This window comes from Stenotrophomonas sp. 80084_Sma (assembly GCF_056481995.1).
This window is the reverse complement of sequence record NZ_CM151177.1, coordinates 3395849-3408653: the sequence shown is the minus strand read 5'-3', so window position 1 is coordinate 3408653 and position 12805 is coordinate 3395849. Positions and strand designations below refer to the sequence as shown.

Genomic DNA, 12805 nt, shown 5'->3' with positions numbered 1-12805 from the left:
CATTTGCTGCTTCTGCATCAATGCTTTACCGAAGGCTTCCTGGAACCAAAAAAAAGGCCCCGCCGAAGCGGGGCCTGGTCCAGACACGAAGTCCGGAAAACGACGGGATCAGAAGTTGTACTTGACCTGGGCCGAGATCTGGCGGCCGTAGACGCTGTAGAAGCCGTCATTGAACGGGGTCGATTCGTTGCCCGGGTAGTTGTAGCGCTGGCCTTCCGGCAGCTTGTTGAACACGTTGTTGACCATCAGCGACAGGACCAGATCTTCCTGTGCCTGGTAGTTCATGCTCAGGTTGTACGTGGTGTACGAACCCCACTTGCCGGCCTTGGCGCCGGAGGAGTGGACGTAGCCGTAGCTGCGGCCGGTGTAGGCCAGGTAGTTCGGGGTGCTGCCGACGTAGTTGGCGTACACGGTGGTGGTGAACTTGGCGATGTTCCAGGCCACCGACAGATCGCCGCGAACCTTGGCGAAGTTGTCGTAGTACCACATGTTGTACGGATCGCTCAGCAGATCCAGCTTGGCGGCACCCGGCATCGGCTGCACTTCACGCTTCAGCATGTTGGTGTAGTTGCCGGAGAACATCAGCGAGCCGAAGCGGCCGATATCCTGCTGGTACTTGGCCGCCACGGTCACCGCTTCCAGGTTCTGGCTGGCAACGTTGAGCTTCGGCGTGTACACGCGGGTCAGGTTGCCACCGGCATCGCGGGACACCCAGTTGGTCACGTCACCGCAGCTGGCCGAGGTGTTGTTCGGCAGGCCGTTGTGGCACTGGTACTCGGCCAGCAGCAGCTGGTCGCTGCTGAGGGTCTTGACCTCGTTCTTGATCTTCCAGTTGTAGTAGTCGGCCGACAGCGAGAAGTTGCTGACCGGAGCCCACACCACGCCTGCGCTCCAGACGTCGGCGGTGATCGGCTTCAGGTCCGGGTTGCCGGACTTTTCGCTGTACACCGAGGTGTTCTTGTAGAACGAGCAGGCCTCGTCACGCAGGCCGTAGCCCAGCTGGCTGCAGCGGTAGTAGTCGTTCTGGCCGGACGAGTACGAACCGCTCATGCCCTGGAAGGCATCGGACAGGGTCGGCGCGCGGAAGGCGGTACCGTACTTGCCACGCAGCAGCAGGCTCTCGATCGGACGGAATTCCAGACCGATGCTGTAGGTGGCCTTGTCGACGGTCTTGTCGGCAATCTTGAAGGCGTCATAGCGGCCCGACGCGCTGACGGTCAGCTTGTCGTGCAGCGGCATGCGCAGCTCGCTGGTGACCGCATAGTTGCTGCGGTGGCCGGCGCCGGCGACGGCGGTGGTGCCCCACACGTTGCCCTTGACGAACGCCTGGTCCGGCGAGTAGTCCCAACCTTCGCTGCCACCTTCCAGCACAACGGCCAGGCCGGCGTCACCGCCCGGCAGGCTGAACAGCGAGCCGTTGGTCACCTGCACGCGGCCCAGGTTCTGCCAGGTCTTGCTGCGGTGGGTACCGTAGCCGGTGAAGCTGGCGAACTGGTCCGGAGTGATCGGCGAGTAGAAGGCCGCGTAGTCCGGGTTGTAGATGTCGAAGCCATCAGCGGTGGTGCCCAGCTTGGGGCCCAGCACGTTGTCGCCGAAGAAGCCATCGATCTTGTCCTTCCAGCGCACGAAGCGGTTCTGGTCCAGGCGGTACTCACCACGGGTGAAGCTGGCGCTGTAGTCCCAGTCGCCGACCATGCCCTTGCCGCCCAGGGTGACCTGGTAGGCACGGCTTTCGTCGGAGTTCATGATGTTGTTGTAGTGGCCCGGGCCGATTTCTTCCGGCGCGAAGGCGCGCTGCAGGTTCACGACCTTGCCCAGGCCCTGGTCGTAGAAGCTGCCCAGGCTCGACTTGGTGCCCCACCACAGGGCGCTGGAGCCGGAGGTGAACTCGGTCTTTTCCTTGCTGTACAGCACATCGGCGAACAGCTGGAAGTTGTCGTTCACGTCGAAGGTCATCGACGAGTAGAACTGGCCGCTGTTCTTGCCGTTCTTCAGGGTCTTGTAGCCGGCGCTGTACACCGAACCGCAGGACTCGCCCGACGGGCGCTGGCCGACCACAGTGGTGCCGTCATACAGCCCAGCGACGTTCGCGCAACGGCTCGGGTCCATCATCAGCAGCTTGTTGTCAGCGTTGGTGATGACGGCGAAGTCGTTCGACGGAACCTGGGCGGTGTAGCCGACCGGGTTGTTCTGGCGGGTGATGTCGCGCTGGTAGCCCCAGATCGGGCTGCCGTTCTCGATCTGCACGTTGAACAGTGCATGGAAGCGGTCGTCGAAGGCGTTGATGCCCTTGGCGGCGCTGAAGCGGATGTTGCTGCCACCGCCTTCGGTGTAGGTGCCGCCACGGAGGGTCATGGTGCCGCCGTCCATGCGCTCCTTCAGGATGATGTTGACCACACCGGCGATTGCGTCCGAGCCGTACAGCGAGGACTGGCCGCCCGGCAGCACTTCGATGCGCTCGACGATGTCGATCGGAATGCCGCTGATGTTGTTGAAGGTTTCGCTGCCGTTGTACAGCGCCGGATACGAGAGCATCGGGCGGCCGTTGATCAGGTACTTGGTGTAGCCCGGGTTCAGGCCGAACATGCCGGCAGCTTCGGCGCCCTGGGTGAACGAACCCGAGGTCTGGCCACCCTGCAGGCCGCCGGTGGTCAGCGACGACTGCTGCAGCACTTCAGCAACACTGCTGAAGCCGCGGGTCTGGATGTCTTGGGCGGTGATGGACATCACCGGGGTCTGGGTTTCAACCTGGGTCTGCGGGATCAGCGAACCGGTGACGGTGATCTTGTCCAGGTTGGTCGCCTTGTCCTGGGCCATTGCCGGGGCGGCGGCCATCAGAGCGGAAATCAGGGCGACGGCGAGCGTGTTGCGACGTGCGGTGTTGCTTACGTAGTTCATGTAGTTCCATTGGAGAGCAAAAACAAAAACGGCACTGCGCATGCGCCATCGCGCGGGCTGGAAATGCCAGCTCCGCAGCCCAAAACAGTGCGGGTCGAACGTAACATGAACTTAACAAGCTGTGCACGAATCTGTAGCAATCCTGAATTTCAGTCAGGTTACGTCCAGCTTGTATGATGCTCGGTTATTCCCCCTGACCCCGCCGGTGCTCGTTGTGAACAGTTCTCCCCGCCGTCCCCATGCAAGCCAGGTCCAGAAGGGACTTACGCCGCATGCCCGCATCCGCAACGTGATCGCGGTTGGTTCGGGCAAGGGCGGCGTCGGCAAGTCGACCACTGCGGTCAATCTGGCCGTGGCCCTGCAGCAGCTCGGCGCACGCGTGGGCGTGCTTGATGCGGACATCTACGGGCCGAGCGTGCCGGCCATGCTGGGCCTGTCCGGTCGCCCGGAAAGCCCCGACAACAAGAGCATCGAGCCGCTGCGTGCGTTCGGCGTGGACACCATGTCGATCGGCTACCTGATCGAAGAAGACACGCCGATGATCTGGCGTGGGCCGATGGCCACCTCGGCGATGACCCAGCTGTTCAATGACACCCTGTGGGATGACCTGGACTACCTGCTGATCGACCTGCCACCGGGCACCGGTGACATCCAGCTGACCCTGACCCAGAAGATCCCGCTGGCCGGCGCGGTGATCGTCACCACCCCGCAGGACATCGCCACGCTGGATGCGAAGAAGGCGCTGAAGATGTTCGAGAAGGTCGAGGTGCCGGTGCTCGGCATCGTCGAGAACATGGCGGTGCATACCTGCAGCAGCTGCGGGCATGTCGAGCACCTGTTCGGCGAGGGCGGCGGCGAGCGCATGGCCGCGCAGTACGGCGTGCCGTTGCTGGGTTCGTTGCCGCTGCAGATCGGCATCCGCGAGCAGGGCGATTCCGGTACCCCGATCACCGTGGCCCAGCCGGATTCGGTCCCGGCCCAGGCCTACCGCCATGCCGCCCAGCGCCTGATCGAGGAGGTTGGCAAGCGTCCGCGTGCCTCGATCCCGATCCTGTCGTCGCTGCTGTAAGTGCCAGGGCAGGGGCCGCCGGCAACGCCCGGCCCCCTGCTAGAATCCTCGCGCCCCCTCGTACCCCAGGACAAAGCATGAGCATCAAGAGTGACCGTTGGATCCGCCGCATGTCCGAGCAGCACGGCATGATCGAGCCGTTCGAGGCCGGGCAGGTCAAGCAGGCCAACGGCGAGCGCATCGTCAGCTATGGCACCTCCAGCTACGGCTACGACGTGCGCTGCTCGCGCGAGTTCAAGGTGTTCACCAACATCAACTCGACCATCGTCGATCCCAAGCACTTCGATCCGGGCAGCTTCGTGGATATCGTCGGCGATGAATGCATCATCCCGCCCAACAGCTTCGCGTTGGCGCGCACCGTGGAGTACTTCCGCATCCCGCGCGACACCCTGGTGGTGTGCCTGGGCAAGAGCACCTACGCGCGCTGCGGCATCATCGTCAACGTGACCCCGCTGGAGCCGGAGTGGGAAGGCCACGTCACCCTGGAATTCAGCAACACCACGCCGCTGCCGGCACGCATCTACGCCAATGAAGGCGTGGCGCAGATGCTGTTCTTCCAGGCGGCCGCCGATGACATCTGCGAGACGTCGTACCGCGATCGTGGTGGCAAGTACCAGGGCCAGACCGGCGTGACCCTGCCGCGGACCTGAGCGGCGCGCCATCGCATGACAAAAACGCCGGGCATGCCCGGCGTTTTCATGGGTGCGGCCACACGCTGCGCTCGCCGGGCATGGCCCGGCGCCAGCTTATTTCCCGCGACCGAACAGCATCGCGATGCCCACGCCCACCAGTGCCACCGGCCACCAGGTCAACAGCAGCTTGGACAGGTTCAGGTGCGTCCAGCCGAGGTTGCTGGCGAGCATGAACAGGCCGATCAGGATCAGCAGGACGGCGGCAACGAGGTTGAATCGCATCGGGTCGGCAAACGCTCAGGACTGGGCTGGATATCCTAGCCGTTCCTTCCAGTAGGCGACATGCTGGTCCAGCGCACCCGGCTCGTAGCGATGCGCGGGGCCACTGCCCCAGACCGGGCCTGGCCACGCGGGGTCGCCGTCATGGCGGCCGATTACATGGAAATGCAGCTGGCGCACGATGTTGCCCAGCGCACCGATATTGATCTTCTCCACCCCGTCGGCGCCCTTCAGGGCCTTGCAGGCGCGGTTGAGCTCGGTGCGCAGCTTGTCCTGCTGCTCGCCGTCCAGCTCGATCCACTCGGTCACCCCGGCCAGGCGCGGTACCAGCACCAGCCAGGGGAATCGTTCGTCGTTCATCAGCCGCACTTGCGACAACGGTCCTTCCGCCACCAGCACGCTATCGGTGGCCAGGCGTGAATCGAGTTCGAATTCGCTCATCCAAGATGCTCCGAGAAGAAGTCCAGGGTGCGTTGCAGCGCCAGGGTGGCGCTGTCTGGATCATACGCATGTCCGACCTCCCGGTTGAAGGCGTGGTCGGCCGGATAGACGAAGGTGGCCATCTGCGGCAGCTTCTCGCGATGGGCCTGCACGGCCTCCGGCGGGATGCTCTTGTCCTGGGCACCGAAGTGGAAGATCACCGGGGCCTTGGGTGTCTCATCCAGGAACTGGACGTTGCGCGCACCGTAGTAGCTGACCGAGGGCAGGCCCAGGCGCAGGGCCGACAGCATCGCCACCGTGCCGCCCCAGCAGTAGCCCACCGTGCCGACCTTGCCGTAGGGGGCCAGCCGGGTCGCTGCGGCACGGACCACCTCCAGCGCCTTCTCCATGCCCAGTGCGCTGATCCGTTCCAGGCCCTGCTTCACGCCGTCGGCGTCATAGGGCAGGGCGTCCGGATCGGCTTCTGTGCCGTCAATCAGGTCGAAAAAGGACGGCGCCAGCACCGCATAGCCTTCGGCCGCGAAGCGCTCGGCCACGCCGCGGATGTGCGGGTTGGCGCCGAAGATTTCCTGCACCACCACCAGCCCGCCACGCGGGGTGCCCTCCGGCAGGGCGTGCCAGGCCCGTACCGGGCCGTGATGCGTATCCAGGGTGATCCACTCGGCCATCGTTTCCATCTCGTTGCGGTGAACAGAACCGCATTGTCGGCGCTGCGTGGGTTAGCGCGGTGTCAGCGGCTGTGCGTGATCGGGCGGCTGGCCATTCAGAGCGCGGCCGCCAACCCCGGTATACTGGCGCCCTTTCAGGCCCCGGCCCCCAGGAACCCCTGCCACGACGGCAGGGGCCCAGGCCCCCAGAGTCCCGCGATTCCATGTCCCAGCTGAACCCCAAAGTCGGCTTCGTCAGCCTTGGCTGCCCGAAGGCCCTTGTCGATTCCGAACGCATCCTTACCCAGCTCCGCTCGGAAGGCTACGACATCGTGCCGTCCTACGATTCGGCCGACGTGGTGGTGGTCAACACCTGCGGCTTCATCGATTCGGCGGTGACCGAGTCGCTGGACGCGATCGGCGAGGCGATGAACCAGAACGGTAAGGTCATCGTCACCGGCTGCCTGGGCAAGCGCCCGGAGCAGATCCGCGAGGCGTACCCCAACGTGCTGGCGGTGTCCGGCCCGCAGGACTACCAGAGCGTGATGGAAGCGGTGCACGAAGCGCTGCCGCCCAAGCACGATCCGTTCGTGGACCTGGTGCCCGACTACGGCATCAAGCTGACCCCGCGTCACTATGCCTACCTGAAGATTTCCGAGGGCTGCAACCACAAGTGCAGCTTCTGCATCATTCCGTCGATGCGCGGCAAGCTGGTCTCGCGCCCGGTGGATGAAGTGCTGCGTGAAGCCGAGCGCCTGGTGCGTGGTGGCGTGCGCGAGCTGCTGGTGGTTTCGCAGGACACCTCGGCCTACGGCGTGGACGTGAAGTACGCCGAGAAGATGTGGCGCGACAAGGCCTACCAGACCCGTCTGAAGGCGCTGTGCGAAGGCCTGTCCGAGCTGGATGCGTGGGTGCGCATGCACTACGTCTACCCGTACCCGCACGTGGACGAGGTGGTGCCGCTGATGGCCGAAAACCGCATCCTGCCGTACCTGGACATCCCGTTCCAGCATGCCAGCCCGCGCATCCTGCGCCTGATGAAGCGCCCAGGCGCGGTCGAGAAGACCCTGGAGCGCGTGCAGAACTGGCGCCGTATCGCGCCGGACATCACCGTGCGTTCCACCTTCATCGTCGGCTTCCCCGGCGAGACCGAGGCCGAGTTCGAAGAGCTGCTGTCGTTCCTCGACGAAGCGCAGTTGGACCGCGTCGGCGCGTTCGCCTATTCGCCGGTCGAGGGTGCCACCGCCAACGACCTGCCGGATGCGGTTCCGGAGGAAGTGAAGCAGGAGCGCCTGGCCCGTTTCATGGAAAAGCAGGCGCAGATTTCCGCTGCGCGCCTGGAGGCCAAGATCGGCACCGTGCAGCAGTGCCTGGTCGACGCCATCGAAGGCGATATCGCGGTGGCCCGTTCCAAGGCCGATGCCCCGGAGATCGATGGCCTGGTGCACATCCAGAATGCCGACCAGGTGCCGTTGCGCGTGGGTGAGTTCGTCGACGTGGACATCACCGAGAGCGACGAGCACGACCTGTACGGTGACGCGCTGCCGGCCGCCACCCGCCCGGCATTCGATCTCAAGATGCTGTGACCGCGGCGACGACCGCCCCCGGTGACGGCAGCGGCGTCCGCCGTTTCGTGCCGCCGCCGCGTGCGGCGGTCGATCCACAGGTGTTCGGGCACCCGGTGTTTGCCGGATTGCGCGACGTTCGTGATCTGTTGGAAGGCCCGGAGTGGCCGTCCATTGCAGCGCTCGAGGCACGCCTCGCGCTACCGGGCATGCAGCTGGTCGAGCAGGATGCCAGGCTGCTGGCCGACGGCCTGCACTACGAAGCCCGCATCGCACAGGGCCGCATCGCCACCCGCGCCGACAACTGGCATGACCTGTTCAACGCACTGGTGTGGGCCCACTACCCGCAGCTCAAGCAGGCGCTCAATGCGCAGCAGTGCCGGCATATCGAGGCGATGCCGCCGGGTCAGCGCAACCGCGCGCAGGCGGCACTGACCCAGTTCGACGAAACCGGCGTGATCGTGCGTGTGCGCGATCACACGCTGCTGGCTGCCTGGGATGTGCACGACTGGTGTGCGCTGTTCGAATCGAGACACTGGCTGAGCGGCGACATTGCCATCGCTACGGTATTCGGGCACGCGCTGATGGAGCAGGCGCTGCTGCCGGGCCGCCGGCTGGTGGGCAAGTGCGTGGTGGTGCACGGCAAAGCCGATGACACCTGCGTTGACGCAGTGACCGCGGCCATCGCCGAAGGCAGGGCAGTGACCGATCCCCTGCAGTTGCGTCCGCTGCCGTTGGCTGGAGTTCCGGGCTGGCACGAGAGACAGGACGCCGACTTCTATGCAGATGCCGCGTACTTCCGCCCGTTGCGTGCCGGCCGCCAGTATCCGCCGCCGTTGCACGGGGCTATGTAGAGTCGACTGTCAGTCGACTGCTCTTCGTTCCGAGGCCGTGAACGCCTGACAGATGGCTTCGGCGAGTCATCAACCGCGATTGAGGATCGCGGTGCGTTTGCCGTCCGGCTGCGGAGGTTTGTGCCGCGCTTCGCGCGGTAGTCGACTGACAGTCGACTCTACAACGGCTCGTATTCCACCCCGATTACCGCAAAGGTGAACTGGCCGCCGGGCAGCTCCACCGAGAATTCATCATCCAGCCGCTTCTTCAGCAGCGCGCGCGCCAGTGGTGAATCGATGCTGATCCAGCCCAGGCCAGCATCGGTCTCATCCGGCCCGACAATGCGGTAGCGGCTGGTGTCGCCGCTGTCCACGTTCTCCAGTTCCACCCATGCGCCGAAGAACACCGCCTGCGGATCGGTCGGCGTGGTGTCGACCACGCGCAGCGATTCCAGCCGCTTGGTCAGGTAGCGCACGCGGCGGTCGATTTCACCCAGCTGCTTCTTGCGGTAGGTGTACTCGGCGTTCTCGGAGCGGTCGCCTTCCGCGGCAGCGGCGGCCAGCGCCTTCACCACCTCCGGGCGGCGCACACGCCACAGCTCATCCAGTTCGGCCTTCAACCGGGCGTGGCCGGAGGCGGTGATCAGGGCGGTACTCTTTTCTGCAGGGGGACGCCAACGCGACATGTGGTGCAACTTCTTTTCAGGGGAACGATGGGGCCGGGTCCTTTCCACAGGAAAGGCCTCCGACCCCGGGAGGGCAGGTCAGCGTTTGCCGCCGAAGATGCCGCCCAGCAGGCCGCGCACGATCTGGTTGCCCAGCTTGGTGCCAACGGTACGCGTGGTCTGCTTGGCCATGGTCTCGATCATGCCCTGGCGGCGCTTGGTGCCGAAGATCGCATCCTTGATCGCCTGGCCGAAACCGCCTTCCTGCGCTTCGTCCTGCTCGCGGCTGCGGGCGGCGGGAGCCTGCGCCTGCTCGACTGTTTTCTGCGCACGCTGGGCCAGCAGCTCGGCGGCCGATTCGCGGTTGATCGCGGTGTCGTAGCGGCTGCCGACCGGGCTGCCGGCACGCACCTGGGTGCGCTCGGCCTCGGTGATCGGCCCCATCCGGCAGCGCGGCGGTGCGATCATCGTCTGCTGCACCGGCATCGGCACGCCCTTGTCCTGCAGCGTGGAGACCAGTGCTTCGCCGGTGCCGAGCTGACTGAGCACCTTGGCCACGTCCAGCTTCGGATTCGGCACGAAGGTCTCGGCAGCGGTCTTCACCGCCTTCTGGTCGCGCGGGGTGAACGCACGCAGTGCGTGCTGCACGCGGTTGCCGAGCTGGCCGAGGATGTTGCCCGGTACGTCGTCGGGGAACTGCGAGCAGAAATACACGCCCACGCCCTTGGAGCGGATCAGGCGCACCACCTGCTCGATGCGCTGCACCAGCGAGGCCGGTGCGTCGTCGAACAGCAGGTGGGCCTCGTCGAAGATGAAGACCAGCTTCGGCTTGTCCAGGTCGCCCACCTCCGGCAGCTGCTCGAACAGCTCCGACAGCAGCCACAGCAGGAAGGTGGAATACAACTTGGGCTTGAGCACCAGCTGGTCGGCGGCGAGGATGCCGATCACGCCGCGGCCGTCGTGATTGACCCGCATGATGTCGGCCAGTTCCAAGGCCGGTTCGCCGAAGAAGTTCTCGCCGCCATCCTGTGCCAGGCGCAACACCGAGCGCTGGATCGCAGCGATGGACTGCGCGCTGACCAGACCGTACTCGGTGGAGATGTCCTTGCGTTCCTCGGCGACCAGGCCGAGCAGGGCGCGCAGGTCGTCCATGTCCAGCAGCAGCAGGCCACGGTCGTCGGCCAGCTTGAACACGATGTCGAGCACGCCGGACTGGGTGTCGTTCAACTCGAGGATGCGCGCCAGCAGGGTCGGGCCCATCTCGCTGACCGTGGTGCGCACCGGGTGACCCAGCTTGCCGTACAGGTCCCAGAAAATGGTCGGGCTGGCGGCCGGTGCGTAGTCGGCCACGCCGATCTCGGCGGCGCGCTTGAGCAGGTTTTCGGCGCCAGGGCCGGGCACCGCCAGGCCGGACACATCGCCCTTCACATCGGCCAGGAACACCGGCACGCCCAGCCGCGAGAAGCCCTCGGCCAGGGTCATCAGGGTCACGGTCTTGCCGGTACCGGTGGCGCCGGCCACCAGGCCGTGGCGGTTGCCGAGTTTCGGCAGCAGGGTGACGGCAATATCGTCGGTGATGCCTTTGCCGAGCAGAATCGGATCCATGGTCCAGCCCTTGTGGTGAATAGCCCAATGTTAACCGCCGGCGGTGACGGGCCGAAGGTCGGCTTGCCCGGACCTTGGCGGCGCCGCTACTCTGCCTGCCTGTTTCGCACACAGTGCCATCAATGCCCGTTCCTGTCCTGATTTCCCGCGGTTGGCCGCTGCTGGCCCTGGCCGGCCTGGTTTCCCTGGCGCCCGACGCCCATGCGCAGCGGGTTTCGGCCCGGGACAAGGTGAAGGTGGATGCGCTGCAGCAGCGCATGACCGCCGCCGAGAAGCGCTACAGCGATGCGCTGCTGCTGGTCGCCAATGCCGACCCCAAGGGCAGCAACGAGGCGGACGCCGCGCTGGAGGACATGGAAGATGTCCTCAACGACTGCGTGAAGCAGAAGGGCTGCCAGATGGGCACCCTGCTGGCCAGCTACAAGCGTCTGCTCAAGCATGATGCTGATGCCGCTGCCAGCGATGACGTGGCCGATGAGGGCGGTGACCGCCTGGAAGCCGACCCCGACCATATCGGCCCGCTCACCGCCGACGTGCCGGAGGCCGCGCGCGCTGCAGCGCTGCTCAACGACAAGCGACATGCCTTCGACAGCATGGTCGAATACAACCCGGCGGTGCAGGCCGGCATCCGCCGCTGGCTGACCGACATGCGCCCGGCGTTGCTGACCAGCTACGAGAACTACCAGAACCTGCGTGCGGTGATGTGGCCGGAGTGGGAGAAGCGTGGCCTGCCTGAAGCGCTGCTGTTCGGCATCATGGCCAAGGAGTCCAATGGCCGCGTGCATGCTTCATCGCGCGCTGGCGCCGCCGGGTTGATGCAGTTCATGCCGGCCACCGGCCGCCGCTTCGGCCTCGGCCCGGATGGCACCGGCTTTGACACCCGCTTCGATGCACGCAGTGCGGCCGAGGCCAGCGCCAGCTACCTCAACGAACGCCTGCGCGAACTGAACAACAACGTGGAAATGTCGGTGGCCGCCTACAATGGTGGCGAAGGCCGCGCCGCGCGCGTGTTCAAGCAGAGCGCCGGGCAGAGCTTCTGGACCGACAGCGTCTACAACCAGTTCCCCGGCGAGACCAAGGACTACGTGCCGATGGTGATCGCCGCGGCCTGGATCTTCCTGCACCCGCAGCAATACGGCGTGGAGTTCCCGAAGATCAGCGCGCAGCCGGCCACGCTGCGCTTGGCCAAGTCGACCACCATCTACGAACTGACCATCTGCCTGGGCAGCCACGGCACCCGTGATGGCTACATGCGCGCGCTGCGCAATCTCAACCCGCGCTATGAGGCCGATGGCTGGATTCCGGCCGGCACGCTGATCAACGCCACCACCCGCATTGCCGGCCTGTACCAGCGCAACTGCGTCAGTGGCCCGCGTGCCGACCTGGCCCGCACCCTGATCACCGCCGATCTGAACGCGGCGATCAAGCGCCCGACCGCCGCCAGCTACACCGGCAGCGTGGCCGTGGGCGGCGTGGTGCCGGTGGCCGACGCCGCGGCCTCCACCAGCGTGCCGACCACACCGGTCGCTCCGGTAGCCACGCCGCGCCCGGCGGCACGGCCGAAGCCGGTGCGCAGCCACAAGGTGGGCCGGGGTGAGACCCTGGGCGCCATTGCCGCGAAGTTCCAGTGCGACGTGCCGACCCTGGCCCGCGCCAACGGCCTGAAGGCCCCGGCCTACAGCCTGCGCCACGGCCAGACGCTGAAGCTGCAGGGCTGCGACAAGTAATCCCCCACGACCTCTGGAACCCACATGGATCTCGAAGACACCCGCAACCTGTTCGCCAACCTCCGCGAAAACACCGACTGGGACATCACCGGCCCGTTGCTGTGGGGGTACTTCTTCGTGCACTCCACGGCTGAGCCGTTGCAGGCACTGGCAGAGCACCTGCAGGCGCAGGGCTATACCTTCGTGGAACTGTTCGAGCAGGAGCCGGAAGAGGGCGATGCGCCGTTCCACGTGCTGCACGTGGAGCGTGTGGAGATCCACGACGAAGCCTCGCTGGACCGCCGCAACCAGGAATTCGCTGCCCTGGCCGCGGAAAAGGGCGTGGAAGACTACGACGGCATGGACGTCGGCCCGGCCCCAGCCCTGCAGTAATGCGCGTACCGGTAGTGCCGGCCGCTGGCCGGCATTCCGTTGTGGAAAAAGGGGACGGAGGGGATTAAGTCG

Annotated in this window: 12 protein-coding genes; 6 read left to right on the top strand and 6 right to left on the bottom strand. The window is 65.6% G+C overall.

Annotated elements, in window-relative coordinates; genetic code table 11:
- Window positions 1-108 precede the first annotated feature (108 nt).
- A complete protein-coding gene (locus ACZK3W_RS15895) occupies window positions 109-2898 on the bottom strand; it encodes a TonB-dependent receptor plug domain-containing protein (protein ID WP_180836621.1) in 2790 nt (929 codons plus the stop codon).
- 214 nt (window positions 2899-3112) lie between these two features.
- Between ACZK3W_RS15895 and apbC the strand changes: the two genes are divergently transcribed.
- Together apbC and dcd are read left to right on the top strand one after the other, a co-directional pair.
- On the top strand, window positions 3113-3967 hold the full coding sequence (gene apbC / locus ACZK3W_RS15890) for an iron-sulfur cluster carrier protein ApbC (RefSeq protein WP_026347084.1): 855 nt from the start codon (window positions 3113-3115) through the stop codon (window positions 3965-3967).
- Window positions 3968-4044: 77 nt separating this feature from the next.
- A complete protein-coding gene (gene dcd / locus ACZK3W_RS15885; RefSeq protein ID WP_010483020.1) occupies window positions 4045-4617 on the top strand; it encodes a dCTP deaminase in 573 nt (190 codons plus the stop codon).
- A 96-nt stretch (window positions 4618-4713) separates the two neighbouring features.
- Here dcd and ACZK3W_RS15880 read toward each other — a convergent pair whose 3' ends face one another.
- From ACZK3W_RS15880 to ACZK3W_RS15870, 3 genes are read right to left on the bottom strand one after another with little or no spacing between them, the layout of a single operon-like run.
- A complete protein-coding gene (locus tag ACZK3W_RS15880) occupies window positions 4714-4881 on the bottom strand; it encodes a LiaI-LiaF-like domain-containing protein (RefSeq protein WP_005418011.1) in 168 nt (55 codons plus the stop codon).
- A 15-nt stretch (window positions 4882-4896) separates the two neighbouring features.
- The gene (locus ACZK3W_RS15875) at window positions 4897-5319 is read right to left on the bottom strand and encodes an HIT domain-containing protein (protein ID WP_049398714.1); all 423 of its coding nucleotides are present in this window, start codon (window positions 5317-5319) and stop codon (window positions 4897-4899) included.
- Window positions 5316-5987, bottom strand: coding sequence for a dienelactone hydrolase family protein (locus ACZK3W_RS15870; RefSeq protein ID WP_197615837.1), 672 nt, complete (start codon window positions 5985-5987; stop codon window positions 5316-5318). Before ACZK3W_RS15870 ends, ACZK3W_RS15875 begins: the two co-directional genes overlap by 4 nt.
- 203 nt (window positions 5988-6190) lie before the next feature.
- On the opposite strand from ACZK3W_RS15870, the gene rimO reads away from it, so the two are divergent.
- The gene (gene rimO, locus ACZK3W_RS15865; RefSeq protein WP_049398716.1) at window positions 6191-7552 is read left to right on the top strand and encodes a 30S ribosomal protein S12 methylthiotransferase RimO; all 1362 of its coding nucleotides are present in this window, start codon (window positions 6191-6193) and stop codon (window positions 7550-7552) included.
- Window positions 7549-8385, top strand: a complete 837-nt coding sequence (locus tag ACZK3W_RS15860; RefSeq protein WP_197615838.1) for a DUF3025 domain-containing protein — start codon at window positions 7549-7551, stop codon at window positions 8383-8385. The genes rimO and ACZK3W_RS15860 overlap by 4 nt, the downstream gene beginning before the upstream one ends.
- Before the next feature lie 158 nt (window positions 8386-8543).
- On the opposite strand, the gene greB is transcribed toward ACZK3W_RS15860, so the two are convergent.
- Window positions 8544-9050 carry a transcription elongation factor GreB gene (greB, locus tag ACZK3W_RS15855; protein ID WP_032128239.1) on the bottom strand — a complete coding sequence of 169 codons (507 nt, stop codon included), beginning with the start codon at window positions 9048-9050 and terminating at the stop codon, window positions 8544-8546.
- A gap of 78 nt (window positions 9051-9128) precedes the next feature.
- Entirely contained in the window at window positions 9129-10634 is a 1506-nt protein-coding gene (locus ACZK3W_RS15850) for a helicase HerA-like domain-containing protein (RefSeq protein ID WP_197615839.1), read from the bottom strand.
- Window positions 10635-10756: 122 nt separating this feature from the next.
- On the opposite strand from ACZK3W_RS15850, the gene ACZK3W_RS15845 reads away from it, so the two are divergent.
- Window positions 10757-12361 carry a transglycosylase SLT domain-containing protein gene (locus tag ACZK3W_RS15845; protein ID WP_197615840.1) on the top strand — a complete coding sequence of 535 codons (1605 nt, stop codon included), beginning with the start codon at window positions 10757-10759 and terminating at the stop codon, window positions 12359-12361.
- 24 nt (window positions 12362-12385) lie between these two features.
- Window positions 12386-12733 carry a ribonuclease E inhibitor RraB gene (locus tag ACZK3W_RS15840; RefSeq protein ID WP_071228773.1) on the top strand — a complete coding sequence of 116 codons (348 nt, stop codon included), beginning with the start codon at window positions 12386-12388 and terminating at the stop codon, window positions 12731-12733.
- The last annotated feature ends 72 nt before the right edge of the window (window positions 12734-12805 follow it).

Bases quoted from the DNA above. Each gene is read 5' to 3' on its own strand.
- ACZK3W_RS15875 (WP_049398714.1), bottom strand. From the start codon at position 5,319: ATGAGCGAATTCGAACTCGATTCACGCCTGGCCACCGATAGCGTGCTG.
- ACZK3W_RS15850 (WP_197615839.1), bottom strand. From the start codon at position 10,634: ATGGATCCGATTCTGCTCGGCAAAGGCATCACCGACGATATTGCCGTC.
- ACZK3W_RS15840 (WP_071228773.1), top strand. From the start codon at position 12,386: ATGGATCTCGAAGACACCCGCAACCTGTTCGCCAACCTCCGCGAAAAC.
- dcd (WP_010483020.1), top strand. From the start codon at position 4,045: ATGAGCATCAAGAGTGACCGTTGGATCCGCCGCATGTCCGAGCAGCAC.
- ACZK3W_RS15880 (WP_005418011.1), bottom strand. From the start codon at position 4,881: ATGCGATTCAACCTCGTTGCCGCCGTCCTGCTGATCCTGATCGGCCTG.
- ACZK3W_RS15870 (WP_197615837.1), bottom strand. From the start codon at position 5,987: ATGGCCGAGTGGATCACCCTGGATACGCATCACGGCCCGGTACGGGCC.
- ACZK3W_RS15895 (WP_180836621.1), bottom strand. From the start codon at position 2,898: ATGAACTACGTAAGCAACACCGCACGTCGCAACACGCTCGCCGTCGCC.
- greB (WP_032128239.1), bottom strand. From the start codon at position 9,050: ATGTCGCGTTGGCGTCCCCCTGCAGAAAAGAGTACCGCCCTGATCACC.
- ACZK3W_RS15845 (WP_197615840.1), top strand. From the start codon at position 10,757: ATGCCCGTTCCTGTCCTGATTTCCCGCGGTTGGCCGCTGCTGGCCCTG.
- rimO (WP_049398716.1), top strand. From the start codon at position 6,191: ATGTCCCAGCTGAACCCCAAAGTCGGCTTCGTCAGCCTTGGCTGCCCG.